Genomic DNA, 25622 nt, shown 5'->3' on the forward strand with positions numbered 1-25622 from the left:
GGGGTGAAGGACGGCAGGGTGGAGGGCCGGTGGGGACTTAGACTTGGCCAGTGCACGACCAAGAGAGCCACGCTACGTCTTACACCACCCTGGCCGCCGGCCCGGAGTTCCGGCACGAGATCGAGGTCAAACGCTCCAGGTTCATCACGGTCCTCCGCCGCTCGGACAGCGAGGAATCCGCACGGGACCTTGTGGCCGGGCTGCGGCGCGAATTCCATGATGCCCGTCACCACTGCTCAGCGTTCGTCCTGGGACCGGACCGAGACATCCAGCGGTCCAATGACGACGGCGAACCCTCAGGCACAGCCGGCCTCCCCATGCTGGAGGCGCTGCTCAAACGCGAGACCTCTCCGGGGGCGGCCGACCTCAGTGACGTCTGCGCCGTCGTCGTCCGCTACTTCGGTGGCATCCTCCTTGGCGCCGGCGGACTGGTACGCGCCTATTCCGAGTCGGTGTCGTCCGCCCTGGAAGCCGCACCGCTGGTCCGGCGCCACCGGCTGCGGGTCTGCGCAGCATCTGTTCCGCACACGGCTGCCGGCCGGCTGGAAAACGACCTGAGGGCGGCGGGATTCCTCATGGCGGAAACCAGCTACGGAGCACAGGAGACCGTCCTCCGCGTGGCCGTGCCCGACGAACCCGCCGGAATCAGCGCCGCAGCGGAGCGCGTGCTTGCCCTCACCGCAGGCCAGGCCCTACTCGTTCCCGGCGGAACGGAGTGGATTGATGTCCCGCTCCGCTGAACCCGGTGCGGCCACGGCCAGCCTGGCGGACATCGACGGTTCCATGCTGGAACAGCTGCTCGAGCTGGCCCTTCGGGATGCGTCACCTGACGAGGTCACGCCGCCGCTTGGCGGGGCCGGCTGGACCCCGGAGCGGATCGACTGGTTCCGCGCGTACCACCGGTCAGCTGCGGCCGGCCTGGACGGGCCAGCCGGGGAAAAGAGCTGGGCTGTGGTGTGCAACGGAAGCCCGCTTGGCAGCATCAGGCTCAAGCGGGTCTTGGCGGGAACGGCCCGGCACAATTCGGCGGAGACAGGCATCTGGCTGGGCCGGTCATACCGCGGCTGGGGCATCGGCACGGCCGCACTGGCCCTGGTCCTGGCCGAGGCCAGCCGCGCAGGGCTGCAGCAAGTGATCGCCCACACCACGGCCGGGAACATCGGCGCCCAGCGCCTCCTCACTTCGGCAGGTGCCGTCCTCACGCACGACGGCGGCGGCGCGGTAAGTGCCGTCGTCGGGCTTCCCCGCCGACTGGATTCCTGATTAAACGCAGCTGGCCCCCTGCAATCCGCAGGGGGCCAGCTGTGTCAGCCCGGGACTTACCGGGCCGGTGGCAAAATTAGTTGCCGGTCAGCTTCTCACGCAGAGCTGCAAGAGCCTCGTCGGAAGCCAGGGTACCGGCTCCAACGTTGGTCTCAGCAGCAGGCTCCGAGGAGTAGCTGGTGGTGCCGGAATCGCTCTCACCGGACGTTGCAGCTGCAGCGTCATCGGCAGCGTGCTGGGCAACCTGCTTCTTGTGGGCTTCCCAGCGGGTCTGGGCGTCAGCGTACTGCTGCTCCCAGGCGGCGCGCTGGTTCTCGTAGCCTTCAAGCCACTCGTTGGACTCCGGGTCGAAGCCCTCCGGGTACTTGTAGTTGCCCTCTTCGTCGTACTCAGCGGCCATGCCGTAGAGAGCCGGATCGAATTCGGTGGACTCGGCGTCGACGCCCTCGTTGGCCTGCTTGAGGGAGAGGGAGATACGGCGGCGCTCGAGGTCGATGTCGATGACCTTGACGAACAGCTCGTCACCAACGGAGACAACCTGCTCGGCCAGCTCCACGTGGCGCACGGCCAGCTCGGAGATGTGAACGAGGCCTTCGATGCCGTCTTCGACGCGAACGAACGCACCGAACGGAACGAGCTTGGTGACCTTACCCGGAACAACCTGCCCGAGGGCGTGGGTGCGGGCGAAGGTCTGCCACGGATCTTCCTGCGTAGCCTTGAGCGACAGGGAAACGCGCTCGCGGTCCAGATCCACCTCGAGGACCTCGACGGTGACTTCCTGGCCAACTTCGACAACCTCGGACGGGTGGTCGATGTGCTTCCAGGACAGCTCGGAAACGTGAACCAGGCCGTCTACGCCGCCCAGGTCCACGAATGCACCGAAGTTGACGATGGAGGAAACGACGCCGGGACGGACCTGGCCCTTTTCCAGCTTGTTGAGGAACGTGGAGCGGACCTCGGACTGGGTCTGCTCGAGCCATGCACGGCGGGACAGCACAACGTTGTTGCGGTTCTTGTCCAGCTCGATGATTTTGGCTTCGATCTTCTGACCGATGTACGGAGCAAGGTCGCGCACACGGCGCATCTCGACGAGGGATGCGGGCAGGAAGCCGCGCAGACCGATGTCGAGGATAAGACCACCCTTGACAACCTCGATGACGGTACCGGTGACGACACCGTCTTCTTCCTTGACCTTCTCGATGTCGCCCCAGGCACGCTCGTACTGAGCGCGCTTCTTGGAGAGGATCAGGCGGCCTTCTTTGTCTTCCTTGGTGAGCACCAGGGCTTCGACCTGATCGCCAACGGAGACAACGTCTCCGGGATCAACGTCGTGCTTGATGGACAGCTCACGGGAGGGGATGACACCTTCGGTCTTGTAACCGATGTCGAGCAGAACTTCATCGCGGTCGACCTTGACAACGGTACCTTCGACGAGGTCTCCGTCGTTGAAGTACTTGATGGTGGCGTCGACTGCTGCGAGGAAGTCCTCAGCGGTACCGATGTCGTTAATGGCGACTACGGGGGTACCGGGCTTCTCGGTGGAGGTGATGGTCATGTAGTAGGGGCTCCGTTGTGGATAGTTAGTCGGCCAGGAAAGCCACCGCGCCCGCGTTATGGAACGCAGGCGCAGGTCTCGGCCAAACCGCGAGGTCCGGCCGGGTCTTCCTGATTTTGTGGATTAATGAAACGTGCACGTAGTGCGCGCCCACTTATTCTAGTCGCAGCGGCCAACACCGGTCAAAGCCGGGGCAGGTCACGAGGGCAGGACCGCCCCCAGTTTTGCAAACGTGGCGCCCTGCCCTAAAAGCCGGGGCAGCGCCTGGGCAAGCCCGGCGGCGGTGCCGCTGCCAGGCTTGTTGAAATGGGCAATGACAATATCGCCATTCCGCGCCTTCCCGACCTCGGCCGCCACGGTGGAGGGTGGAAACGTGGCCCCGCCATCGCCGTTGATCGTGAAATTCACCGGCAGTGGGCCGAGCCTCCGGGTAATAGCGGCCGCGACGTCGTCGTAATAGGCAGTTCCGGGCCGGAAAAACGCCGGAACATGGCCAATGATGTCCTGGAGGACGGCCTGGTTCCCCATCACCTCGTCATAGACCTCGCCTACGTCCTTTGTTCCGGCGATGCCATAGGCGGATCTCCCGCTGACGGACAGCGGACGGTGCAGGAACCCATGGTTTGCCAGTTCAAAAAGGGGGTCGTGGGCCAATTCAGCCGTCAAGGCGGGGTTCGCCTGGATCCACCGTTCGTTGAGGAACAGGGTTGCCGGTACATTGAGCTTCCGCAACGTCGTCAGCAGCTGTTGGTCGCATCCGGTGCCGCCGGGTCCGCCGCAGGCATCCAGCGTCAGCGCAATGTCCCGGGCCGGTGACCTGCCCACGATGCCAGTGACCTGCAGACCCCACTCGCGGGGTTTGCGGGACCCGAATTCGGCGATGATCTGTTGCTTCGTGGGCGGCGTCGGACGGTAGGGCTCATCCTCAGGGGCTTCCGCCGGGGCCGTACGTGAGGGAGCGGGAGGAGCCGGGTCCACCGGGATCATCGGCTCGGGTGTCGGGACCACCTCCGGTTGAGCTGCATCGGCTGTTGCCATGCAACCCGCGAGTACGACGGAGGCCGCACCGGCCATTCCGAGCAGCAAAGAGCGGCGGCCGGGCCTTTCCGGCGTGTGGATATCCCCCATGGACAGTCCTCTAATGACGCAGGGGCCCCTAGAAATGGGTCAGGCAGTGGGTGGCCCGCTCAACGGCGAACAACCCACGGGCCTGGAGCGCCGCGCCCTGCCTGTGCTCGCGGATCCGCCCTGCCGCCTCAAGAGTAACGGGGCATACGGCGCCGAGGTAAATCGATGACAACGCTGAAACATCCAAGGTCAGATCCGGTTCCGCCGCTTTATCAGGACGTACGACGGCGGCCCCGCCGGCTGACGCATCCAGCGCGTATGTCCCGCCGGTGAGACCGAGCGGATCAAGGACTTCCAGCACCAGCCGGCCGTCCACCTGGTAGTGCCGCGCCTCCAGTGCCTTGACCACGTCGAGGATCCGGAGCCACAGCATGTCCCTGCTGTCCGATGAGTCGATGCAGCGGGGATCGGCCAGCGCCCACGTCAGGGGATCATCCAGTGGAGCCTCTTCCCAGGTGACCCGCTCCACCAGGTCGATGGCGGCCAGGAACTGCCACAGCTCAAGATACGCATCGTTGGTGGCAGCCACGAGGTCCACCACCTGCACGGTGTGAGGCTCGGTGTCCCAGCCCAGGAATTTGTAGGACACGTAGCCGTCCACTGTGTTGCCGGGGCCATAGTGCAGGGCCACCTTGACGGCGGGGTCTTCCTTGCCGTCGCGGCCCAGGGACCCGGATGCCACCTGGCGGTACCACTCCTGGCGGCCGACCGATCCCGGCGTGACGCGGTGTACCCGCTCGAAAACCACCGGCGCCACGTCCAGCAGCACCTTGGAATCGGCCACCTCGACGATGCCGGCCGGCTGGTGGTTCAGCAGGAAGCGGGCCGTGGTGTCCACTTTCACCGTGCGTTCGAAGCTGGCCACCCCGTACCCGAACCGTCCGTAAATGGATCCTTCGGACGCGGTCAGGGCCGCCATCGGGATCCCGTCCCGCCGGGCGATATCCAGGTCCTCGGACATCATCCGGCGCAGCAGGCCGCGGCGCCGGTGGGAGGTCCGCACCGTTACGGCGGTGACGAGCTGCGTGTCCAGGGTCCGGCCAAACCCGATGTTAAGTGTTTTGCGGAGCGTGCCGAAGGTTGCCACCGGGACATCCGCCGGAAGGGATCCGGGAGCCACCTCTCCGGTCTGGTAGGCGCCGGTCAGGACGCGGCGGTCAGCCTTGTACGTGTCCAGGGACTTCACCACATGCTCCGGCGTGCGGGTGGACTCGTGGAAGCCGAATGCCACTGCCTTAACCCACTTTTCGGCTTCGGCGAACCCCGGCTCGTCCTTGGATACGGCGTCGAAGCGCCGGATTTCGTAGGTCCCACTCAGTTCAGCCACAGTGCCGAGCCTAACTAATCCTTTCGGCGGCTGGCCAGCAACAACACGCCCGGGAGCGCACGCGTGGCGGCAGGTTGGTGGTCAGAGCGGCCGCACGGGCTGGCGGAGGATGGTCCTGAGCTTTTCCGGAACGGTCCTGCGGGCGTCGCTGAGGTAGATCTCATGGTGCGGCCCGGCGAATCCGAAGCCATTCGCCGGCATAAATTCGTGGTGCAGGCGGTGAAGGGTGGGACCCTCGTCGTCATAGCTGCCGATGTGCAGGATCTGCACCGCGAGGCCTTCGTCGAGAGACTCAAAGCGGAGGCCCTCCAGCCCCGGAACATTCTTCGCCGCGGCCTTCGCGAGTCCGTCCCGGACCTCGGCGGAACCGATCCAGTCCGGCTGCGGAATCATCATGGTCCACTTCCAGCTGTCCTTCTCGCCCCGGGTGAACGCGTCGGGATCGTCCGCTGTCCACAGGCCTTCCAAGGGCCCGACGACGTAGTCCCGGCCTTCGTGCTTGCTGGCGAACTTCACGGCGTAGGACACTGAAAACAGTGCTTCGAGCGCTGCGGCGTAGGTGGGTGCCGTGGCCGGATTGCCCTGCCCGTCCACCATGACGTAGTTCAGGGGCGGGACTGTGACCACCTCGAAACCGCTGGCGCGGGGCGCGTACAACTCCTTGAAGTGTTTACGGACGTCGTACTTGTCCATCGCGCCCCTTCCCTTCCTCCTGTGCACGTCCTTCCTTGGTGCCCTGCGTTCCTTAGTGCCCGGCGTCGTACCAGCTCGGTCCGACGCCGATCTGGACTTCGAGGGGCACGCTGAGGTCTGCGGCCCCGGCCATCTGCTCGGTCACCAGCTTTTCCACCGCTTCGCGTTCGCCGGCCGCTACCTCGAGCACCAGTTCGTCATGGACCTGCAGGAGCATCCGTGACTTCAGGCCCTGAACCGCCAATTCCGAGTGCACACCAAGCATGGCGCGCTTGATGATGTCCGCCGCCGATCCCTGGATGGGCGAGTTCAGTGCAATCCGCTCCGCGTTCTCGCGAAGCTGCCGGTCCGTGCTGGTCAGGTCCGGGAGGTACCGGCGGCGGCCTTCGATGGTGGCGGTGTAGCCGTCGATCCGGGCCTGGTCCACGACGCCGCGGAGGTAGTCGCGGACGGCACCGAAGCGGTCGAAGTATTCCTTCATGAGGGTCCGTGCCTCGTCCACCGAGATCTCCAGCTGCTTGGAGAGGCCGAACGAGGTCAGCCCGTAGGCCAGGCCGTAGGACATTGCCTTGACCTTGGAGCGCATGGCACTGGTCACCTGGTCGGTGGGGACGTGGAAGATATTGGAGCCCACGAAACGGTGGAGGTCCTCGCCGTCCTTGTAGGCCTGGATCAGCCCGGCATCCCCGGAGAGGTGGGCCATGATGCGCATTTCGATCTGCGAGTAGTCCGCTGACAGCAGGCACTCATAGCCTTCGCTGACCACGAAGATGCCCCGGACGCGCCGGCCTTCCTCGCTGCGGATGGGGATGTTCTGCAGGTTGGGGTTGTTGGAGGAGATCCGGCCCGTGGCCGCCACATTCTGCGCATAGGTAGTGTGGATCCGGCCGTCCTCGGTCACGGACTTTTTGAGGGATTCGAGCATCTGGCGCAGCTTCGAGGACTCACGGTGGGCCATGAGCTGGACCAGGAATTCGTGGCCTGTCCTTTCCAGCAGGTTCTTCAGCGATGCGGCGTCGGTGGTGTAGCCGGACTTGATCTTCTTGGTCTTCGGCAGCTGGAGTTCCTCGAAGAGGACGGTCTGGAGCTGCTTGGGAGATCCGAGGTTGACCTCATGGCCGATCGCGGCGAAGGCCAGCTCCTGCGCGTTGTCGATGACCTTGGCGAGATCCGCGAGCTGCTCGTCCATGCGCGGCATGTCGATGGCGATGCCGGCGAGTTCCATGTCCGCCAGGACCCTGCTGACGGGCAGTTCAAGGGTGGCCAGCAGGTCGGCGGCCTGGCGCTCTGCCAGTTCCGAATCGAAGTAACGGCTCAGGGCCTGGACGACGGCGGCCACCTGGACCAGCGACCCCGCCGCGGCGGCGTCGTCGCCGTCGAACGAGAGCTCAAGCTGGCCCGCCTTGGCGGTCTCGGACGGGAGGCTGACGTTCAGGTGGTGCTGGGCGAGCTCGGCCAGCTCATAGGTGCGTCGGTCCGGCTGGATCAGGTAGCCGGAAATCGAGGTGTCGTCCACGACGCCTTCCAGGCCCAGGCCCCGGCTGGACAGGGCTTTCAGCGTAGCCTTGTAGCCGTGCATGACCTTGGGGATTCCCTTGTCCCGCAGCCAGTCCGCCAGGACGTTTTCGGCTGCGGCGTCCTGGGCGGCGAGGTCGATGTACACCGCTTTATCGTCGCGGACGATGGCAACGGCTGCAGCGTCTTCGCCGATCCGGCCGGGCACCAGGTCAACGGCTACGGCCGAGCGTTTTCCGGAGCCTTCGGCGAAAAAGGCTTCCAGCTCCGCGGCGTCGGCGGGCGTGGCGTAGTCAGGCACGTCCAGGCTCTCCCGCTCTGCGGGTTCCAGGTCCTCGCTGCCGTAGAGCGCGAAGAGCCGGGCCCTGATGGTCTTGAACTCAAGTTCGTCGAACAGCTGCTCCAGGGCGGCCTCGTCCGGCCGTGGGTCCGCGAGGTCCTCGAGTGTCAGCGGGAGATCAAGATCGGTGTGGAGCCGGTTCAGCCGCCGGTTGCGCTTGACGTCCTCGACGTTTTCGCGGAGGGCGTCCCCCACCTTGCCGCCGATCTTGTCCAGGTGTTCCAGGACTCCTTCGAGCCCGCCATAGAGGTTGATCCACTTCGCAGCGGTTTTGGGGCCGACGCCCGGGACACCCGGAAGGTTGTCGGAGGTCTCCCCCACGAGGGCGGCGAGGTCCGAGTACTGCGCCGGCGTGACAAAGTACTTCTCCTGGATGGCAGCGGCATCCAGCCGGGGAATGTCGCTCACGCCTTTGCGGGGGTAGAGCACAAAAACGTTGTCCGTGATGAGCTGGAAGGCATCGCGGTCGCCGGTGACCAGCAGGACCTCGAAGCCGGCCTGCTCCCCCATGGCGGCGAGGGTGGCCAGGACGTCATCGGCCTCGTAGCCGGGCATCTTGATGGTCTTGATGCCCCAGGCATTCATGACCTTGTCGATGAGGTCGATCTGGCCGCTCATCTCCCGCGGGGTTTCGTTGCGGCCGCCCTTGTAGTCGCTGTACTCGGTCTTGCGGTGCGTGGTTTCATCCGAGACATCGAAGGCGACGGCGATGTGGGTGGGCTTCTGTTCCTTGATGAGGTTGATCAGCATCGAGGTGAAGCCGTGGATGGCGTTGGTGTGCTGGCCGTTGGCCGTGGAGAACTTGTCCGCCGGAAGGGCGAAGAAGGCCCGGAACGCCATGGAGTGCCCATCCAGCACCAGCAGCCGGGGCTGGTCGGTCAGCGGAATGACCGGAGCCTCCGTTGCCGAAACCGACCGTCCCGAGTTCGCGGGCACGGTGATGTCCTGCAGGGCGTCATCAGCCTGCAAGGCGTCGCTGCCGTCAAGCACAGCGGACTCGGACGGAAAAGGGGCCGGTTTGGTAGTTTCACTCACAGGTGCCAGCCTAGTTGGCATGATGGACAATTTCACGCCCGGGCCCTTTGCTGAGGAGTTGGTCACAGCCGGTATTCCGGAACACCTCCACGAGTGGCTGGGCCAGATGGGTATCGGCGCGCTGGTGGTCAAAATGGGCATCCATTTCCTGGAGATGAGCCCTGAGCGCACGGTTGCCACCATGCCGGTCAAGGGCAACACCCAGGTGGCGGGGATCCTCCATGGAGGAGCGCACGTGGTGCTGGCCGAGACGCTCGGCTCCTTCTCTGCGGGGATGCACGCGGGGGAAGGCCGGCACGCGGTGGGCATCGAGGTCAATGCCACGCATCACCGGTCAATCGCTTCCGGCACCGTGACCGGAACCTGCACCGCCATTCATTTGGGCCGCACCCTGGCAACACACGAAGTGGTGATGACGGACGAGTTGGGCCGCAAGCTGTCTACGGCACGGATCACCAACATGATCCGGGACAACCGGGAGCCGGACGCAGGAGCCTGAGCGCCCTCAGGACCCGTTGCCGCCGGCACTGAGACGGTAGCGGAGCTCCACTATGCCCCGTCCCATGGTGCGGGACGCTGTCAGCTCAAGTGGCGGCGTCGGGCGTTCCAGCGGCAACAGCCGCTTGCCGTCTCCCAGCACCACGGGGATGACGGAGAGGATGAGTTCATCGAGGAGTCCGGCGTCAGCGAACTGGGCGGCCAGATTGCCGCCGCCCACCACCCAGATGTTCCTGCCAGCGGCGTTGTCCCTAAAATCCTGGATGAATTCACGGACGTCGCCACGCACGAACGTAATGTCCGAGCCGGCGGGAGCGGTGTGCTCATGGCGGGTGAAAACGAAGCAGGGCGTGGAGGGATACGGCCAGTTGCCCGGCTCGTGCTCCATCAGCCATGCGTACGTCTCGCCACCCATGACAATGCAGCCGACGTCGGCCATGAACGTGTCGTAGCTTTCCTTGCCGCCTTCGAAGCCGTCGAATTGCAGCAACCAGCCAAGATCATCCTTGGCCGTGGCGATAAAGCCGTCCAAGGAGGCGGCTACAAAGTACTGGGTCCTGGACATGGACCCAGCCTAGCCACGGGCTGCTACTTCGAGAAGTACGGGATGATCAGATAAAGCCCGAACAGTACGGCGAGTCCGCAGAAACCGAAGCAGACATATGCCAGCGAGCGTTTCAGTCCGGGTGATGGCTGCCGGACGTCGCCGGCGATGGCGGTCAGCCGGACGCCGAGGGAGTACAGGACCACAACGGTCACGGCGGCCACGAGGGTGGCACCGCCAACGGTCAGCAGTTCCAACCACTTCATCGCTGGGTATCCTTTTCTTCGTCGGCACGGGCGCGGGCCCGGGCGAGGGCTTTCTTCCTGGCGAAGCGGACCGCCTGGCCTGCTTCTTCGACCTCAACGGCGTTGTGGTGGCCCACATGCGATTTCCGGGAATAGAAGAACATGAACAGCACAGCCGCGGTGCCGGCGACGGCGGCAATGGCTACGCCGACGACCCCCGTTTTGACGAGCAACGCGGTCAGCGCCCCGACGATGCCCGCCGCGGGCAGGGTGAACAGCCAGCCGACGGCGATCCTGCCCACCATGTTCCACCGCACGGTGGTGCCCCTGCGGCCCATGCCCGAGCCGATGACTGAACCTGAAGCCACCTGTGTGGTGGAGAGGGCGAAGCCGAGGTGGGAGGAGGCCAGGATGGCCGACGCGGTGCTCGTCTCAGCCGCGAAACCCTGTGCGGGCTTGACCTCAGTGAGGCCGGATCCCATGGTGCGGATGATGCGCCAGCCACCCGCGTAGGTGCCGACTGCAATGGCGAGTGCGCACGCCCCAATGACCCAGAACTGCGGACCCGAACCGGGGGCCTGCGTGCCGGCGGCGATCAGGACCAGGGTGATGATGCCCATCGTCTTCTGGGCGTCATTGGTGCCGTGGGCCAGTGCCACGAGGCTGGAGGTGAAGATCTGGCCGGTCCGGAACCCGCCGCGCTTCTGGGTCAGCTTGCTGCCGGTTTCCGGGTCGTGGCGGGCGGTCAGCGCGTAGGCGAGCCTGGTGCAGATGTAGGCCACGATCCCGGCAATAAGCGGGGCAAAAATGGCAGGCAGGATGACTTTCTGGAGCAGGGTCTCCAGGTTCACCGAGTTGAACCCGATGCCGGCAATCGCAGCGCCGATCAGGCCGCCAAACAGGGCGTGGGACGAACTTGAGGGCAGGCCCTTGAGCCAGGTCACCATGTTCCACAGGATGGCACCCATCAACCCCGCGAAGATGATCTCGGGCGTGATCTGCACGCCGTCCGACCCTTCCCTGATGATGCCGCCGGAAACCGTCTTGGCGACCTCGGTGGACAGGAAGGCGCCGACCAGGTTCAGGACAGCTGCCAGGGTCACTGCCGTCTTGGGTTTGATTGCGCCGGTGGCGATGGGCGTGGCCATCGCATTGGCCGTGTCATGGAAGCCGTTTGTAAAGTCGAAAAATAGTGCCAGTGCAATGACCAGCGCCACCATTAAGGTGATATCCAACTGTTGCCCAATCTGCAGAGTCGACGTTCGGCAGTTCCTTGCCGGCCACACCGGTCAGCATAGTTCATCAGTTGTTCATGCAGGGGCACTGGTGATGTTTGCCGGATTGGCCTGAAACCTCATCGATCGTACGCGCCAGCCGGTGCAGGTCCAAACACCGGTCCTTCCAGGAACGACTCCACGGCAGCCAGTTCGTCCGGGGAGATGCCACGCCGTGGATCAGGCGAGACCATCATGATGCGGCGGCCCAGGATCCGCGCCCATGCCTGCGCATCCTGCTCAAAACTGAGCTGGTCATCGATCCACACCAGGGCATCGGTCCCGGACCTGTCCAGGTCTGCCTGGATGGCCCGCAGTTTCCACCAGTCCGTCCCGCCGGCACCGGATTCGGCCACAAGGCAGGGCCAGTGTCCGGCATTGAGCCCGATGGCGGGGCACAGATAGCGGGGTGCCATTTCCTCCCAGCTGGTGAGCCAGACGCACCGGACGCCGGGCAGCAGGGCAAGTCCGTTCAGGCCGTCAACCAACTCCTGGGCGTAAGCCACTTCAAGGAGGCCGGCGTTGGCCAGTTGCCAGGCGGAGCCCCACGGCGTCAGGCCGGTCGGTCCGAAAGGGCAAACGACGCCGTCGACATCCAGGTAGAGGGTGACGTTGCGCACGGCTGCTTCACCTCACATCAGTTGGTCCTGATGGAGAGCTATGAGCCGACAGATAAAGGAGTGGCTGCACGCAATCAATCGTTGCATTGCGTGCAGCCACTCCTCAAGGACTGAAGACCTTAGACGGAGACCTTCGACCTGGCCGCGCCCGCAGGGGCGGCGGGGCTTCCCGGCTGGTCCTTGCCGTAGATCCAGTCGTTGTACTGGAAGTCATTGTCCTTCCGGCTCTTGAAGAGCAGGTTCCGCAGCGTCCGGGCCAGGCCCGAGACATGCCACGACTCGCCCCAGACGCGGGCGGTCCGCTGGACACGGGCGGTACGCCCGGCCCGGATGCTGTTGAATTCGGCGATGGCCTCGTCCCAGGCTTCCGGGTTGATGCCGTCTGCGGTGAAGACGGTTCCGTTGGTGGTGTCCTGCAGGACGGCTGCGTCCTCGAGGGCCTGGCAGGCGCCCTGGGCCAGGTACTGCAGCATGGGGTGTGCGGCGTCGCCCATCAGCACCATGCGGCCGGCAACCCAGTTCTCGATCGGGTCGCGGTCGTACATCGGCCAGCGGATGCCGGTGGCGAGGTTCTTGAGCGCTTCCTGAACAGCGGGGACGCAGTCCTTGTAGGCTGCCTCGAGTTCGTCGACACCGCCGTACTGCTCCTCGCCGCGCTCGAAGGAGGCGGACTTGAAGACGGCCACCGTGTTCAGCAGCTCGCCCTTCCGCAGCGGGTACTGCACCAGGTGGCAGTCCGGGCCGAGGTAGACAATGACGTCCTCGAGGTCTGCCTTGGGGGTGTTTTCAGTGATGGGCACGGTACCGCGGTAGGCAACATACGCCGAAGGAACAGGCTCGTCGCGGGCCACGAGCGGACGGAGGGTGGACTTGAGTCCGTCGGCGCCGATCACGACGTCCGCCTCGTAGTCCACGCCGGCAGCTGTGTGGGCCACACCGCGGCCGTTGACGGTCTCGACGCTTTCGACCATTACATCGTTGACGAGCGTGACGCCCGCGGCCTCACATCCCTCGAGCAGGACCCGGTGCAGGTCGCTGCGGTGGATCACCACGTAGGGGGCGCCGTAGCGCTCCTCGAATTCCCCGCCGAGCGTCTGGCGCGTCAGTTCCTCCCCGGTGACGGCGTCGCGGAAGACCAGGTGCTTGGGCTGCACACCGATTTCCAGTGCCTTCTCCAGCAAGCCCCAGCGCTGAAGCACGCGGGAGGCGTTGGGGGCCATCTGCAGGCCCGCGCCGACCTCGCCGAATTCCGGGGCGCGCTCCACGAGGGTGACATTCGCACCGTTTTCACGCAGCGCGAGGGCTCCGGCCAGTCCGGCCATTCCTCCTCCGATAACGAGGACATCGGTGGACGTGGCGTACTCAGACATTGCTTGCTCCTGTTAGTGAGGGTGAAGGGGTACTTGGGGATTTGGACTGGAGTTTGAGGCCGACGGCGGCCAGCAGGACCGCGGCGACGGCGGCTGCGCCTGCGAAGGCAAGGAAATTCGAGTTGACGCCGAGTCCGGCGGCCAGCAGCAGGCCCCCGACCTGTGGTGCTGCGACGGCGCCGATACGGCCCGTGCCCAGCGCCCAGCCAAGCGCGGTCCCCCGGAGATGTCCGGGATAGTGGCTCGCGACGGCGGCAATGATGAGGCACTGCGTGCCGTGGGTTCCGACGCCGGCGAGGACCAACATCAGGTACACGACGGTGACGGAGGGTCCGGTGACCAGGACCACCAGTGCACCGGCGGCCACGGCGGCTGCGGCGATGGCGGTAGGCACCGGTCCGAAACGGGTTCCGGCCCAGGCCGTGATGACCGAACCGGCCACCGCGCCGAGGTTCAATGCCAGCGCAAAGGTCAGGGCAGAGCCCAGGTTGTAGCCGGCGAGTTGCATGAGGTTTGGCAGCCAGGTGCCAAGTCCATACCAGGCGAACAGGGTGGCGATCGTGGCCAGGGCGAACAGCACGCTGACGCCCAGGTAGGGAGCGCGCAACAGTGATGAGAAACCAGAGGGCTGCTCGTCTGCATTGGCCTTGCCCTTGTCCTTGCCAGCTGCCTTGCGGGCCGCCTTGGCCGCCTTGTCCGCGTCGCTTGCCGGGGCCAGCGTCTCCGGGAGGTATTTCAGTCCGAGCGGCACCACGATCACCAGGGCCAGCACAGCCACAAGGAACATGGCCTCCCAGCCAAAGGCGGGGATCAGCCCGATACCGACGAGGGCGGCGATGGATCCGCCGATCGGAACACCGGACATCATGAGCGTTGCTATGAGCGACCGCCATTTCGCGGGCACCAGTTCTGCAACCAGGGCATTGGCTGAGGGCACCAGGCCGCCGAGTCCGATGCCGGCCAGGAGCCGCAGCACGCCGAAGATGGCTGCATTGGGGGCGAACGCGCAGAGCACGGTGAACACCGAGAAGACGACAGCGCACCCGAGGATCGTGCGGCGGCGGCCCCAGGAGTCAGCCATCCGGCCAGCGAAGATTGCCCCGATCATCATCCCGACGAAAGCCATGGAACCGATGGTCCCGGCGGTGGCCTTGGTCAGGCCCCAGCCGGTTTCGGAGATCAGGGAGGACTGGACTGTGCCGTAGACGATGAGGTCGTACCCATCGAAGACCACCAGCAGCCAGCAGACAAGGACGGCCGCGGCCGAACCTTTGGTGAACCGTGACGCAGGCCCGTCAACGGCAATGGGGGTGGGGACACCCGGGGAGGACCGTTGCGGCACTGCAGCGGGAAGTGTGTGATTCATCCCACTACTGTCATGGCCCTCGAAGATGAACCACAATAGAATTCTGACGTGCAGAACAATCCCCTGTCCCAGCCCGCGGCCGGCGGACCATCCAGGCCGCCGTCGAAATCGGTCCGAAAGCCTGTGCAGAAGCGGCCGACATACTCCATCGAGGCCGTCGATAACGCGCTGCAGCTGCTTCAGTTGCTGCGCGACGGCGGAACGCTTCGGCTCAAGGACGCAGCCGCGGATCTGGGTGTGGCCCCGTCAACCGCCCACCGCCTCCTTGCCATGCTTGTGTACCGGGGGTTCGCCGTACAGGACGAGACCCGCCGCTACGTTCCCGGGCCCGCCATGGGTGTGGGACCGGCGGGGCTGGCATGGTCCAGGCTGCTCCGCTCCCTCGCGCAGCCGCACATGGAACTTCTCTCCGCCAGGCTCAACGAGACGGTCAACCTCATGGTCCGGGTGGGTACGAAAGTGCGCTTCCTGGCCACGGTGGAGGGAAACAATGTGTTGCGGGTCGGCGACCGGCAAGGAACCGTCATGCCGGCCAACAAGACCTCCGGGGGCAAGGCGATGCTTGCCGAACTCGATTCCCACATGATTGAGCAGCTCTTCCGCAGCAACAATGCAGAAATTGGCGGAGATACTATTCCGGACACTGAATACCAGGCTTTCCTGAACGAACTCGAGACGATCCGCAACAATGGCTTCGCGGCAAATTTTGAGGGCACGGAGGATGGCGTGAGCGCGTTGGGGATTGCCCTGCACAACCGGCACGGGAACGTCGTGGGTGCCCTCAGCGTTGCCACTCCCGCTACCCGGTTCCGCAAGGTCTTCGATGCCGGACTCGTCGGTGCGCTGCGGGAAACCTGCCGCCAGCTGGAGATCGACATCGCAGCGAATCCGGCCGAACCGGACTGAGACCGGACGTGCCTGGCGGGCGGTAATTCTGATGAGCAGAATATGTTGGGCGTCACACGCGTCCGTCCGTAGAGTCGCACTACGCCAAAAATTGTTTCACCTATAGAAGGAGGCCGACGTGTCCATCAGCGCAGAGAACACGACCCATGAATCGGTGGCCGCGGGGCAGGCTCTTCCTGAGCCGACGCCTGAAGAGGCTGCCCAGCTCACAAAGCTGTACCAGGACTTTGACCGTGAGAACCTGATCCCGTTGTGGACCGAAATCGCCGACCTGATGCCGATGGTGCCGTCGCCGAAGGCCGTGCCGCATGTGTGGCGCTGGAGTGATCTGTACCCACTCGCGGCGCGCGCAGGCGACCTGGTGCCGGTGGGCCGCGGCGGGGAACGCCGCGCCATTGCCCTGGCCAATCCCGGCCTGGGAAACACCCCGTACGCCACCCCCACTCTTTGGGCAGCCATCCAGTACCTCGGCGCCCGGGAAACCGCCCCGGAACACCGCCACTCCCAGAACGCCTTCCGCTTCGTCGTCGAGGGTGAAGGGGTCTGGACGGTTGTGAACGGTGACCCGGTCCGGATGTCCCGCGGTGATTTCCTGCTGACTCCGGGCTGGAACTTCCACGGTCACCACAACGACACGGACGAGCCGATGGCCTGGATCGACGGCCTGGACATCCCCTTTGTCCATTACGCCGACGCCGGGTTCTTCGAGTTCGGCACCGAACGCGTCACCGACGAAGCAACCCCGCACATCTCCCGCTCCGAGCGGCTTTGGGCCCACCCCGGCCTGCGCCCGCTCTCGGGCCTGGATGACACCACCAGCTCCCCCATTGCGGCGTACCGTTGGGAATACACCGACCGCGCCCTGACCGAGCAGCTGCTTTTGGAGGACGAGGGCCACCCGGCCACCGTGTCCCAGGGCCACGCCGCCGTGCGTTTCACCAACCCCACCACCGGCGGGGACGTGATGCCCACCATCCGGGCAGAATTCCACCGCTTCCGTGACGGCGCCTCCACCGAGCCACTCCGCGAGGTCGGCTCAAGCGTCTGGCAGGTCTTCGAGGGCCGCGGCAGTGTGGTGCTGAACGGCGAAACCAGGACCCTGGAAAAGGGCGACCTGTTCGTGGTCCCGTCCTGGGCCGAATGGTCCGTGCAGGCCGAGACCGGCTTTGACCTTTTCCGCTTCAGCGATGCCCCCATTTTTGAACGGCTGAACTTTAACCGCACCTACACCGAAGGACGCAAGAACGCATGAGACTCCTGACACTCCGCCTCTCCAATGAGGGAACAACAGTAACCAAGGCTGTCCGCCAGGACGGCGACACCCTGACCGAAATCGACGGGTTCTCCGACGTCGGAGCACTCCTGAAGGACCCTTCCTGGGAGTCCATCGCGGCAGCTGCGAACGGCACCACGCACCCGCTCGAGGGCGCAGACCTGGACGCCGTTGTGCCGGCGCCGGGCAAGATCATCTGCGTAGGCCACAACTACCGCAACCACATCAAGGAAATGGGCCGGGAAGTCCCCGAGTACCCCACCCTGTTCGCCAAGTACGCCGAATCCCTGATCGGGCCCAACGATGAGCTGGCCCTGCCGCAGGAATCCGACACCGTGGACTGGGAGTCCGAACTCGCCGTGGTCATCGGCAAGAAGGGCCGCCGGATTTCCGAAGCCGACGCCGCGGACCACATCGCCGGGTACGCCGTGCTGAACGACGTGTCCATGCGCGACTACCAGTTCCGCACCATCCAGTGGCTGCAGGGCAAGACGTGGGAAAAGTCCACCCCGTTCGGCCCGGCCCTGGTGACCAAGGACGAGTTCAGCGGCGGCCTGATGACCACCGCCGTCGACGGTGAAGTCCAGCAGTCAACGCCCACCAACGACGTCGTCTTCACCCCGGAGTTCCTGGTCTCTTACATCTCCACCATCATCACCCTGAACCCGGGCGATGTGATTGCCACCGGAACGCCCGGCGGTGTGGGCCACGCCCAGGACCCCAAGCGCTACCTCCAGGAAGGCCAGATCCTGGTCACCACCATCGAAGGCCTCGGCCAGCTGAACAACCGCGTGGTCAAGGAATCCTGATGGTCGAACGCCACGACCGGACGACGGACCCGCAGCTGCTCGAATCGCTGCTGCAGGCCCGTCGCGGGACCGCGTTCTTCGCCCGCAAGCTCAACGAGCTCTCCGACGCGGACCTCGACGGACCCTCGCTGCTGCCGGGCTGGACCCGCCGCCACGTGACCGCCCACATCGGCTACAACGCGCGGGCCATCGCGCGGCTCATCGAGTGGGCGGCCACCGGTGTGGAAACACCCATGTATGCCTCCACCGAGGTAAGGGACCACGAAATCAATTTCGGGGCCACCCTCCCGCCGATTGCGCTGCGGCACCTCTTTGACCACTCCGCGGTGCACCTGAACGTCGAATGGCGCGACCTGCCGGCCGACGCCTGGCACCACGAGGTCAAGACAGCCCAGGGCCGGACCGTGCCGGCGGAGGAAACCGTCTGGATGCGCACCCGGGAAGTCTGGACCCACGCCGTTGACCTGGACAACGGGGCCACGTTCTCCGATATCCCGGTCCCGGTCCTCGCCCGCCTGCTCAAGGACATCACGTCCGCCTGGGCAACGCGCGGAACAGACACCGGGCTGCTTGTCCGGGTGACGGACCAGCAACCGGAACTGGAGTTCGGCGACGCCGGCGCGGAAGCGCCGCTGGTGATCTCCGGGCACCTGGCCGGCGTCGTCCGCTGGGCGACCGGCCGGGGCACCGACGGCGTCACTGCCAGCCAAGACGGAGCAGCCCTGGACACCGTCCCGGCAGCCCCGAAATGGATCTGAACTGCAGCAATGGATCTGATCTGCAGCGCCTGATCCGGACACGGCCGGCCATGGCCTGAACAGGAACGAGCCTGGAGACTGACAAGGAAGACCACCTCAGCCGAGGTGGTCTTCCTTGTTTGTGGTCCCCCGGTTAGCCTCGGTTCATGGAGCAGGATGCGCTGCGGCCTGCCATAGCCTGGTTGGCCACATCCCCGGAGCCCGCACTGCGCAGGGCAGTTCAACGGGAGTTCTTTGGCGGGCCCTGGACCAACGGCCCCGTAACCGGCGGCACCATAGTGTCCTCGTTGCTCTCCGGCCAGGAGCCGGACGGCAGCTTTGGCGTCCACCCCTACAGGAAATGGACGGGTGCGCACTGGCGGCTCGTTTCGCTCGTCGACCTCGGCATCACCGAAGAAGATGCGCCGTCGCTGCTGCAGGCCGCCGGCACGGTGCTCGACTGGCTGCACAGCGACCAGCACCGGAGCCAGATCCGCAGCATTGACGGCCTGACCCGTCGCTGTGCGTCGCAGGAAGGCAACGCCCTCTACGTGTGCAGCCGGTTGGGAATGGCGGAGGATCCGCGGGTCACGCAGCTGGCCCACGATCTTCTGACGTGGCAGTGGCCGGACGGAGGGTGGAACTGCGACGTGAGCGCGAGCGGGCGCCGTTCCTCGTTCCATGAGACATTGCCTGCGGCCAAGGGACTGTACGAATTCTGGAAGGCCAGCGGCGATCAGGCGGCCCGGACCGGGGCCGGGCGGGCAGCAGAGCTGTTCCTGGAGCACGGGCTTTTCAAGTCCCGTTCCACCGGCCGAACTATCGACCCGCTCTGGGTTAAGCTGCGGTACCCGGAGTACTGGCACTACGGCATTTTGCCGGCCCTGCTTCTGATGGCGCGGATGGGGCTGACCGGTGATCCCCGCGCGGGGGAAGCTCTGAACATACTGCGGAAAAAGATGTTGCCCGACGGCGGATGGCCGGTGGAGGGTGTGTGGTGGCGGCCCGCGACGGCGGCCGGCCGGGCTGACGTCACCGACTGGGGCCGAACCGGTCCAAACCAATTTGTGACGCTCAGTGCACTGCGGATCCTCGCCGCCGGCACGGCCCTGCCGGCCGGCGTCACCGGGTAAATCCGGGGGCTGTTCCGGCCGGCAGCACCGTGCATTGACGATAAGTCTGCCGGGGAATCTACGTGGCGGGGGCCGCCTGGGCAGCGCCGTTGACGTTGACCAGCCAGGCGGTCCCGAACCGGTCGGTGCACATGCCGAAGATGTCGCCCCACGGTGCCGGTTCCATCGGCACCGTGACTGTGCCGCCGTCGCCCGACAGCTTGTCCCAGTACCCGCGCAGTTCTGCTTCGTCATCACCGCTCAGCGAGATGGAGATCGAGCTGCCCGTCGAAGCTTCCATGGAATTGGGCGTGTCGGCCCCCATCAAGATGAGGCCCTTGGGGGATGTCAGCATGCCGTGCATGATCTTGTCCACTTCGGCCGGATCTTCGCTGGCCTGGAACTCTCCGAACGTGCTCAGCGCCAGGTCGCCGCCGAATACGGACTGATAGAAAGTCAATGCCTCCCGGGCGTTGTCGCGGAAGCCAAGGTAGGGGTTGAGCGTCGTTGGCATGGCCTGTCTCCTTGAAGTTCTGGATGGAATCGTAAAGGAACAGTCAATATCCTGCCCGAAACGGGCCGCCGTTGATAGGGGTTTAGCCGTAGGCTCAGGGAATGGCCAGATACTTTGACGTTCACCCCGAGGATCCCCAGCCGCGTGCGATTTCGCAGGCAGTGCGCATTGTGCTCGACGGCGGTCTGATCGCCTACCCCACAGACTCCTGTTATGCGCTGGGTGCGCAGATGGGAAACAAGGACGCCCTGGACCGGATCCGGAGTATCCGCAAGCTGGACAACAAACACCACTTCACGCTGGTATGCAAGGATTTCGCCCAGCTGGGGCAGTTCGTGAACATCGGCAACGATGTCTTCCGCAGCATCAAGGCCGTCACCCCCGGAAGCTACACGTTCATCCTGCCGGCCACCAAGGAAGTTCCGCGCAGGCTCCTGCATCCGAAAAAGAAGACAGTGGGAGTCCGGATACCGGACAACCGCGTGGTCCAGGCGCTGTTGGCCGAGCTCGGCGAACCTTTGCTCTCCAGCACCCTGCTGCTCCCCGACGAGGAAGACCCGCTGACCCAGGGCTGGGAAATCAAGGAACGGCTGGACCACGAGGTTGACGCGGTCATCGATTCGGGCGACTGCGGGGCAGAACCCACCACCGTCATCGACTTTTCTTCCGGAGTGGCCGAGGTGGTCCGGCGCGGCACCGGGGACCCGTCCCGTTTCGAATAGCCGGCCTCAGTCCGGCTTCCGGGCCCGGCTGGGCTGCACCCGGGACGGCTCGCCGGGCATTTTGGGATAGTCCGGCGGGAAGGGCAGCTCCCCCAGCCCGGATTTGAGGTCGCGTTCCCACCACTCCAGCAGCACGTCAATGGTGCCCGGGTGGGCGCCCATGTCGGCCCAGGGGTCGCCGACGGTCTTCAGCCGCTCCGGGACCGTGAGGATGGTGAAGTTTTTCGGGTCCGCACTGCCCAGTTCGTCCCAGCGGATGGGGCATGACACCGGGGCATGGGCAAGCGCCCGGGGGCTGTAGGCGCCGGCGATGGTCCTGTCGCGGTTAGCCTGGTTGAAGTCCAGGAAGACGCGCTCGCCCCGTTCCTCCTTCCACCAGGCGGTGGTGACCTTATCCGGCATCCGCCGCTCCAGCTCACGCGCGGCGGCGATCACGGCGTGGCGGACATCCAGGAACTCACGGGTGGGCTCGACCGGCGCGTACACGTGCAGCCCCCGGTTACCGGAGGTCTTGATGAAGCAGTCCAGGGCGGCCTCAGCCAGTACGTCCTTCAAGGCCAGCGCGGCCGGGACAGCGTCGTCGAAGTCTGTTCCTGGCTGGGGGTCGAGGTCGATCCTGAGCTGGTCCGGGTTGTCGGTGTTCCCTGCCCGGGACGGCCACGGGTGGAAAACCACGGTGTTCATCTGCACGGCCCAGACGGCAGCGGCCGGTTCGTCGAGGACCAGCATGGGGTGCGAGCGGGCGCTCGGAAAGGTCACCTTCACCGACCGGATGAACTCCGGGGCTCCCCTGGGCGGGTTCTTGGAGAAGAACTGCTCGCCGTCGATAGTGTCGGAGTAGCGTTGAAGGGCGAGCGGCCGGTCTCCGTTCGCGGCGATGAATGCCTCGCCGACGTCCACCATGTACTTGGCCAGGTCCAGCTTGGTGAGGCCGAGGTCCGGCCACATGACCCTGCTGGGGCTGGAAATGCGCATTTCGCGCTCGCCGTGGGGTCCTGGGACTGTGAGGGTTGTCTGTTCGCTCGCCATGGGGACAACCTACCGCGCCGCCGGGGGCCGAGTCAGTACGTTGGCCGCGGCGCCCGGCGCGGATCGGGCATCATGGACGTATGCCCGTTGCTGAAGCGCCTGTCACCATAGCCGTCGGCGATCTTGAGGTCTCGGGCATGTACGCCCGTCCGGAGAGCCCCTTTGCCACGCTGGTTCTGGCCCACGGGGCCGGCGCGGGCATGGACCACCCGTTCATGGCCGGGTTCACCCGCGCACTTAACGACGACGGCGTTGCCACCTTGCGCTTCAACTTCCCCTACCGCGAAGCCGGCCGGAAGTTCCCGGACCGTCCACCGCTTGCGATCGCCACCTGGCGTGCGGCCATGGAGTCGGCGTCGCTGCAGGGGGCAGCGCACGGTGACGGCGGACCGGTGTGGGCGGCCGGCAAGTCGTTCGGCGGCCGCATGGCGTCCATGGCTGTAGCTGAAGGGATGGAAGCCGCAGGCCTGATCTACCTTGGCTACCCCTTGCACCCGCCGGGAAGGCCGGAGAAGATCCGGGATGAGCACCTGTACGGCCTGGAATTGCCTATGCTCTTCCTCCAGGGGACACGGGACACCTTCGCCACCCGGGAACTCCTGGAGAGTGTGGTCGCCCGGATCGGCCCCACCGCCGTCCTTGAATGGATCGAGGGCGGTGACCACTCCTTTGCCGTGGCGGGAAACAAGCGCACCGCCGCGGACATCGGCGCCTCACTCGCCCCCCGCGTGGCGGAGTTCATCCGCAGGGCCTGAACGCTGGCCCCCCGGGACTGAACGCGACGCTGATGCCAGGCGCGCCAGATCCGTTCTGTTGGCGGCGCCGGTCTTCCGCAGCAGGCTGGAAATATGCGAGCTGACGGTCTTCTCGCTGATTGTCAGCTGCCGGGCAATTTCACCGTAGGTCCTGCCAGCCACGACGTACTCCAGAATTTCAAGCTCCCGGCGCGTGAGGCCGGGCAGTTGCAGTCCCGGGCCAACATCGGCTGTGGCCACCGGAGAGACCGGAATCCTTGCCTGGAGGGCCAGTGGTTCGAGGGCCTCCCGTATGGGAGCGGCATCCAGCTCCGCGGCGAGAGCAAGCCCGCGGCGGAGCACTTCAGCTGCCTTCGGACCTGGGTGGTGGCCGTGGAAAAGCAGCGCCTCCACAGCCCGCCTGCAGGCGTAAGCTTCCTCCCACGGCAGCAGCGCCCTCCGGAAAGCGTCCGCTGTCCTGACCCACTGGGCGGCATTGGCTGCCTCGTTCCGGACCCGCCCCAACTCTGCAGCGTAAAGCGATTCAAAGGCAGCCATCTGCCGATCGTAGAGCACCGACTGGTTGTGGGACTCGTGAAGAATTCCCGGGAAACGCTGCTCCATTTCCTTGGCGCGGACAAGCAGGTCCGCACTCGGATCGCCACGGTCTTTTGCACGCTGCACCTGGTCTGCGAGGGCGCGGGCCGCCAGGGGCAGCAGCCACTCACACATGGTGGGCGGCGGTCCCGCACTGGTGGCCCCGCTCATCGCAGCGTCAAAGGCTTCTTCAAGGCGCCCCGCGGCGACGTATGCCTCGGCACGGATGGCATCAAAATCCAGATTCAGGTAGGCAGAGCTCTCCTGGTACAGCTCACCGGCCCGGTCAAGGTGGACCGCTGCCTCATCGTTCCGGCCCTGCAGTTGTGCCAGTCGGGCAGCCGTGAGCCGGGCACTGACGTCCCCCATCGGGCCGGGATCAAAGCTTAGTGCGATCCTCAGCGCAGCGCGGCTCCGTAGTGCTTCACCGATGGCCAGATAGCTGGCAGCTTCGTCCGCCGCCACCTTCGAGATATAGGAGTGGGGTGCTCCCTGCTCCATCATTTCCTCCCTTGCACGGCGCAGGAGGTCCGCGTACTCTGCACTGGTCCAGGGATCCCGGGCGTTGCCTGTCCAATACGTGGCATGCAGGTATCCCCAGAAATCACGTGCCTGCAGCGCCTCTGCAGCGCCCTCCGCTGCCAAGGACAGTGCAGCCGGGGAGCGTCCCGCCTCAAGTCCGGTGATGGCCGCGGCGGTCAGTGCGTACGACAGGGCCCGGTGGTCCCCGCACTCCCGGGCCCTCGCAAGCGCTTCCTTGGCTGCATCTGCGGCGTCCCTTTCGCCGTGCCACATACCCGCGTGCGCCAACTCGGCCAGGGCCATGGCGTGCTGCCAGCTGTCCGGCACTGCTGCGGAGAGCCGGACTGCCTCCCGGATGTCCGCCATCGGGAAGAAGGCCCGTCCGGTGGAGAGCTGCAGGTGCATGCGGCGAACCATCAGGTGGGACACTTCGAGTGGTTCCGCCGCCACGTCGGTGGCCGCCAGCAAGGCCTCGATGGCGTCCAGCTCAGTAGTCAATGCCCCGGCCTCGCGGGCGGCGGCACCGAGCCTGCCCCAGAGGTCCCGCGGCCGCTCCAGGGCAACGGGCAATGCAGCCTGGAGTTGCAGTGCACGCCGCAGGAGCCGTATGGCATCGTTTTGGGAGCCGTCCCTTGCGGCCATTTCTGCGGCTGTGAGCGCCCACCGGTACGCGTCGGCTGGATGGTCCGCCTCATAGTGGTGATCGGCGAGGGCTACGGCGTCGGCGGCGCCCGGCCGGGCACCGCCGTCGAACTTCCGTTCGTAAACCACAGCAAAAGCCGCATGCCACCGTCGTCTTTCGCTTCCATCCAGGTACTGCGCCAACGCCTCGGCGATGAGGGGGTGGTGGAACCAGTATTTTCCGTCCGGAGCCAGGTCCACCAGGCCTGCGTCCATTGCTGAGTTCAGCATCTCCAGGAAACCACCCCGGTTGACCGATGGTCCGGCAACGGCGCGCAGTTCCCCGGCAGTGACGGCTCTCCCGCCCAGTGCCATAATCTGTGTGAGCTGGCGGGCTCCGGGTGACAATCCGCGCCAGGATCGCAGGACCGCCGACTTCAGGTCGGGCGGGAAACCTGCAGGCAGGTGGCGGACGTCTGCACTCAGACCCTCCACCAGCAGCAGGTTGAGGTAAGGATTTCCGGCCGAGCGGGTGAAGACTTCGTTGACCAGTGACTGATGCGGTGGAGCTCCCAGGAGCCCGTGGAGCTGGGCTTCCGTTTCCGGCCTGTCCAACGGCCCCAGCCGGTGTACGGCCACCCGGGGCAACCGCCGGATGTCGGCGAGCCACTGGTGCAGGGCACCTCCAGGGCGGACCTCGTCCGTGCGCGACGTCCCGATGATCCCCAGAGGCCTTTCAACGGGACCGGCCACGATGTACATCAGCGCGTCGAGCGTGCTTTGGTCCGCCCAATGCAGATCATCAATCAGCAGGACCACTGGCCTGAGCCGGCACTGCGCGGTAAGCCATTCATCAATCCGGACCACCACGTCAGGCCGGGCGTCACCGGAAAGTTGCGGTACCGGAAGGGGCAGGGCCGAACCGGCGGCTGCCACACCTCGGAACGCGGAACCCAGCGCGAGGAAAGGAACGTCCACAGTGGCCAAGGGCAGGGCCCTTCCACTAAGGATCAGGGCCGCCGGCGGAGAAGCCGCAATGGCCGCGTTGAGGAGTGCCGTTTTGCCGACGCCGGCGTCCCCGGAGATGATCAGCGTCTGCGGGGTGCCGGCGCAGACGGTCGTAATGGCCTCGTTCAGCTGAGCCAGCTCGGCTTCCCGTCCGAACAGTTCCGGCCCTACGGCACCCAACGTTTTCGCCACAAATCCAGCTTGCCACCGCAGGGACACATGGGTACAGATCTGAGGATGCCGCGGATCTATTTAAGGGCGGACT

At 65.5% G+C, this 25622-nt stretch carries 24 protein-coding genes; 10 read left to right on the forward strand and 14 right to left on the reverse strand.

The features are described 5' to 3' along the window. The first annotated feature begins 50 nt into the window (after positions 1-50). Positions 51-740 carry an IMPACT family protein gene (locus tag ABIA70_RS15860; RefSeq protein ID WP_354148523.1) on the forward strand — a complete coding sequence of 230 codons (690 nt, stop codon included), beginning with the start codon at positions 51-53 and terminating at the stop codon, positions 738-740. After that, entirely contained in the window at positions 724-1263 is a 540-nt protein-coding gene (locus ABIA70_RS15865) for a GNAT family N-acetyltransferase (protein WP_354148524.1), read from the forward strand. Before ABIA70_RS15860 ends, ABIA70_RS15865 begins: the two co-directional genes overlap by 17 nt. A 76-nt stretch (positions 1264-1339) precedes the next feature. Here the strand turns inward: ABIA70_RS15865 and rpsA are convergent, their stop codons facing one another. From rpsA to polA, 5 genes are all read right to left on the reverse strand, one after another. Further along, a complete protein-coding gene (rpsA, locus tag ABIA70_RS15870; RefSeq protein ID WP_354148525.1) occupies positions 1340-2818 on the reverse strand; it encodes a 30S ribosomal protein S1 in 1479 nt (492 codons plus the stop codon). A 198-nt stretch (positions 2819-3016) separates the two neighbouring features. Further along, on the reverse strand, positions 3017-3946 hold the full coding sequence (locus tag ABIA70_RS15875) for a polysaccharide deacetylase family protein (RefSeq protein WP_354148526.1): 930 nt from the start codon (positions 3944-3946) through the stop codon (positions 3017-3019). Between the two features lie 28 nt (positions 3947-3974). Then, positions 3975-5273, reverse strand: a complete 1299-nt coding sequence (locus tag ABIA70_RS15880) for a GNAT family N-acetyltransferase (protein ID WP_354148527.1) — start codon at positions 5271-5273, stop codon at positions 3975-3977. 81 nt (positions 5274-5354) lie between these two features. After that, positions 5355-5966 (reverse strand): GyrI-like domain-containing protein, encoded by a 612-nt coding sequence (locus ABIA70_RS15885; protein ID WP_354148528.1) that lies wholly within the window; start codon positions 5964-5966, stop codon positions 5355-5357. Between the two features lie 52 nt (positions 5967-6018). Further along, on the reverse strand, positions 6019-8661 hold the full coding sequence (gene polA / locus ABIA70_RS15890) for a DNA polymerase I (RefSeq protein WP_502917223.1): 2643 nt from the start codon (positions 8659-8661) through the stop codon (positions 6019-6021). A gap of 214 nt (positions 8662-8875) precedes the next feature. Between polA and ABIA70_RS15895 the strand changes: the two genes are divergently transcribed. After that, entirely contained in the window at positions 8876-9355 is a 480-nt protein-coding gene (locus tag ABIA70_RS15895; RefSeq protein ID WP_354148530.1) for a hotdog fold thioesterase, read from the forward strand. Between the two features lie 6 nt (positions 9356-9361). Here the strand turns inward: ABIA70_RS15895 and ABIA70_RS15900 are convergent, their stop codons facing one another. The 6 genes from ABIA70_RS15900 to ABIA70_RS15925 form a co-directional block, all read right to left on the reverse strand. Further along, a complete protein-coding gene (locus ABIA70_RS15900; protein WP_354148531.1) occupies positions 9362-9919 on the reverse strand; it encodes a dihydrofolate reductase family protein in 558 nt (185 codons plus the stop codon). A 23-nt stretch (positions 9920-9942) separates the two neighbouring features. Further along, on the reverse strand, positions 9943-10164 hold the full coding sequence (locus ABIA70_RS15905) for a hypothetical protein (protein ID WP_354148532.1): 222 nt from the start codon (positions 10162-10164) through the stop codon (positions 9943-9945). Then, positions 10161-11378, reverse strand: coding sequence for an inorganic phosphate transporter (locus tag ABIA70_RS15910; protein ID WP_354148533.1), 1218 nt, complete (start codon positions 11376-11378; stop codon positions 10161-10163). The genes ABIA70_RS15905 and ABIA70_RS15910 overlap by 4 nt, the downstream gene beginning before the upstream one ends. A 119-nt stretch (positions 11379-11497) precedes the next feature. Continuing rightward, positions 11498-12037 (reverse strand): HAD domain-containing protein, encoded by a 540-nt coding sequence (locus ABIA70_RS15915; protein ID WP_354148534.1) that lies wholly within the window; start codon positions 12035-12037, stop codon positions 11498-11500. Between the two features lie 119 nt (positions 12038-12156). Beyond that, positions 12157-13407 (reverse strand): FAD-dependent oxidoreductase, encoded by a 1251-nt coding sequence (locus ABIA70_RS15920; RefSeq protein WP_354148535.1) that lies wholly within the window; start codon positions 13405-13407, stop codon positions 12157-12159. Then, positions 13400-14773 (reverse strand): MFS transporter, encoded by a 1374-nt coding sequence (locus tag ABIA70_RS15925; RefSeq protein WP_354148536.1) that lies wholly within the window; start codon positions 14771-14773, stop codon positions 13400-13402. Before ABIA70_RS15925 ends, ABIA70_RS15920 begins: the two co-directional genes overlap by 8 nt. A 63-nt stretch (positions 14774-14836) precedes the next feature. On the opposite strand from ABIA70_RS15925, the gene ABIA70_RS15930 reads away from it, so the two are divergent. From ABIA70_RS15930 to ABIA70_RS15950, 5 genes are all read left to right on the forward strand, one after another. Then, the gene (locus tag ABIA70_RS15930) at positions 14837-15679 is read left to right on the forward strand and encodes an IclR family transcriptional regulator (RefSeq protein ID WP_502917224.1); all 843 of its coding nucleotides are present in this window, start codon (positions 14837-14839) and stop codon (positions 15677-15679) included. A gap of 118 nt (positions 15680-15797) precedes the next feature. Further along, positions 15798-16931 (forward strand): cupin domain-containing protein, encoded by a 1134-nt coding sequence (locus ABIA70_RS15935; protein ID WP_354148537.1) that lies wholly within the window; start codon positions 15798-15800, stop codon positions 16929-16931. Then, entirely contained in the window at positions 16928-17761 is an 834-nt protein-coding gene (locus tag ABIA70_RS15940) for a fumarylacetoacetate hydrolase family protein (protein WP_354148538.1), read from the forward strand. Before ABIA70_RS15935 ends, ABIA70_RS15940 begins: the two co-directional genes overlap by 4 nt. Further along, positions 17761-18519 carry a maleylpyruvate isomerase family mycothiol-dependent enzyme gene (locus tag ABIA70_RS15945; RefSeq protein WP_354148539.1) on the forward strand — a complete coding sequence of 253 codons (759 nt, stop codon included), beginning with the start codon at positions 17761-17763 and terminating at the stop codon, positions 18517-18519. The genes ABIA70_RS15940 and ABIA70_RS15945 overlap by 1 nt, the downstream gene beginning before the upstream one ends. A 146-nt stretch (positions 18520-18665) precedes the next feature. Further along, positions 18666-19631, forward strand: coding sequence for a hypothetical protein (locus ABIA70_RS15950; protein ID WP_354148540.1), 966 nt, complete (start codon positions 18666-18668; stop codon positions 19629-19631). A gap of 58 nt (positions 19632-19689) precedes the next feature. Here the strand turns inward: ABIA70_RS15950 and ABIA70_RS15955 are convergent, their stop codons facing one another. Beyond that, the gene (locus ABIA70_RS15955; RefSeq protein ID WP_354148541.1) at positions 19690-20124 is read right to left on the reverse strand and encodes a VOC family protein; all 435 of its coding nucleotides are present in this window, start codon (positions 20122-20124) and stop codon (positions 19690-19692) included. Between the two features lie 101 nt (positions 20125-20225). Between ABIA70_RS15955 and ABIA70_RS15960 the strand changes: the two genes are divergently transcribed. Continuing rightward, on the forward strand, positions 20226-20846 hold the full coding sequence (locus tag ABIA70_RS15960) for an L-threonylcarbamoyladenylate synthase (RefSeq protein ID WP_354148542.1): 621 nt from the start codon (positions 20226-20228) through the stop codon (positions 20844-20846). Positions 20847-20852: 6 nt separating this feature from the next. Here the strand turns inward: ABIA70_RS15960 and ligD are convergent, their stop codons facing one another. Further along, positions 20853-21875 carry a non-homologous end-joining DNA ligase gene (gene ligD, locus ABIA70_RS15965; protein ID WP_354148543.1) on the reverse strand — a complete coding sequence of 341 codons (1023 nt, stop codon included), beginning with the start codon at positions 21873-21875 and terminating at the stop codon, positions 20853-20855. A gap of 80 nt (positions 21876-21955) precedes the next feature. On the opposite strand from ligD, the gene ABIA70_RS15970 reads away from it, so the two are divergent. After that, positions 21956-22630, forward strand: a complete 675-nt coding sequence (locus tag ABIA70_RS15970; RefSeq protein ID WP_354148544.1) for an alpha/beta hydrolase family protein — start codon at positions 21956-21958, stop codon at positions 22628-22630. Here the strand turns inward: ABIA70_RS15970 and ABIA70_RS15975 are convergent. Continuing rightward, positions 22589-25549: a helix-turn-helix transcriptional regulator gene (locus ABIA70_RS15975; RefSeq protein WP_354148545.1), complete on the reverse strand. Its 2961-nt coding sequence runs from the start codon at positions 25547-25549 to the stop codon at positions 22589-22591. The two genes, ABIA70_RS15970 and ABIA70_RS15975, sit on opposite strands and share 42 nt — an antisense overlap. Between the last annotated feature and the right edge of the window lie 73 nt (positions 25550-25622).

It is taken from the genome of Arthrobacter sp. 754 (genome assembly GCF_040548695.1).
In the GTDB taxonomy this organism is placed as follows: domain Bacteria; phylum Actinomycetota; class Actinomycetes; order Actinomycetales; family Micrococcaceae; genus Arthrobacter.

Excerpts from the sequence above, each read along its gene's own strand:
- ABIA70_RS15865 (WP_354148524.1), top strand. The coding sequence starts at position 724 with ATGTCCCGCTCCGCTGAACCCGGTGCGGCCACGGCCAGCCTGGCGGAC.
- rpsA (WP_354148525.1), bottom strand. The coding sequence starts at position 2,818 with ATGACCATCACCTCCACCGAGAAGCCCGGTACCCCCGTAGTCGCCATT.
- ABIA70_RS15875 (WP_354148526.1), bottom strand. The coding sequence starts at position 3,946 with ATGGGGGATATCCACACGCCGGAAAGGCCCGGCCGCCGCTCTTTGCTG.
- ABIA70_RS15885 (WP_354148528.1), bottom strand. The coding sequence starts at position 5,966 with ATGGACAAGTACGACGTCCGTAAACACTTCAAGGAGTTGTACGCGCCC.
- polA (WP_502917223.1), bottom strand. The coding sequence starts at position 8,661 with ATGGCGTTCCGGGCCTTCTTCGCCCTTCCGGCGGACAAGTTCTCCACG.
- ABIA70_RS15895 (WP_354148530.1), top strand. The coding sequence starts at position 8,876 with ATGATGGACAATTTCACGCCCGGGCCCTTTGCTGAGGAGTTGGTCACA.
- ABIA70_RS15900 (WP_354148531.1), bottom strand. The coding sequence starts at position 9,919 with ATGTCCAGGACCCAGTACTTTGTAGCCGCCTCCTTGGACGGCTTTATC.
- ABIA70_RS15905 (WP_354148532.1), bottom strand. The coding sequence starts at position 10,164 with ATGAAGTGGTTGGAACTGCTGACCGTTGGCGGTGCCACCCTCGTGGCC.
- ABIA70_RS15920 (WP_354148535.1), bottom strand. The coding sequence starts at position 13,407 with ATGTCTGAGTACGCCACGTCCACCGATGTCCTCGTTATCGGAGGAGGA.
- ABIA70_RS15925 (WP_354148536.1), bottom strand. The coding sequence starts at position 14,773 with ATGAATCACACACTTCCCGCTGCAGTGCCGCAACGGTCCTCCCCGGGT.
- ABIA70_RS15940 (WP_354148538.1), top strand. The coding sequence starts at position 16,928 with ATGAGACTCCTGACACTCCGCCTCTCCAATGAGGGAACAACAGTAACC.
- ABIA70_RS15945 (WP_354148539.1), top strand. The coding sequence starts at position 17,761 with ATGGTCGAACGCCACGACCGGACGACGGACCCGCAGCTGCTCGAATCG.
- ABIA70_RS15950 (WP_354148540.1), top strand. The coding sequence starts at position 18,666 with ATGGAGCAGGATGCGCTGCGGCCTGCCATAGCCTGGTTGGCCACATCC.
- ABIA70_RS15955 (WP_354148541.1), bottom strand. The coding sequence starts at position 20,124 with ATGCCAACGACGCTCAACCCCTACCTTGGCTTCCGCGACAACGCCCGG.
- ABIA70_RS15960 (WP_354148542.1), top strand. The coding sequence starts at position 20,226 with ATGGCCAGATACTTTGACGTTCACCCCGAGGATCCCCAGCCGCGTGCG.
- ligD (WP_354148543.1), bottom strand. The coding sequence starts at position 21,875 with ATGGCGAGCGAACAGACAACCCTCACAGTCCCAGGACCCCACGGCGAG.
- ABIA70_RS15970 (WP_354148544.1), top strand. The coding sequence starts at position 21,956 with ATGCCCGTTGCTGAAGCGCCTGTCACCATAGCCGTCGGCGATCTTGAG.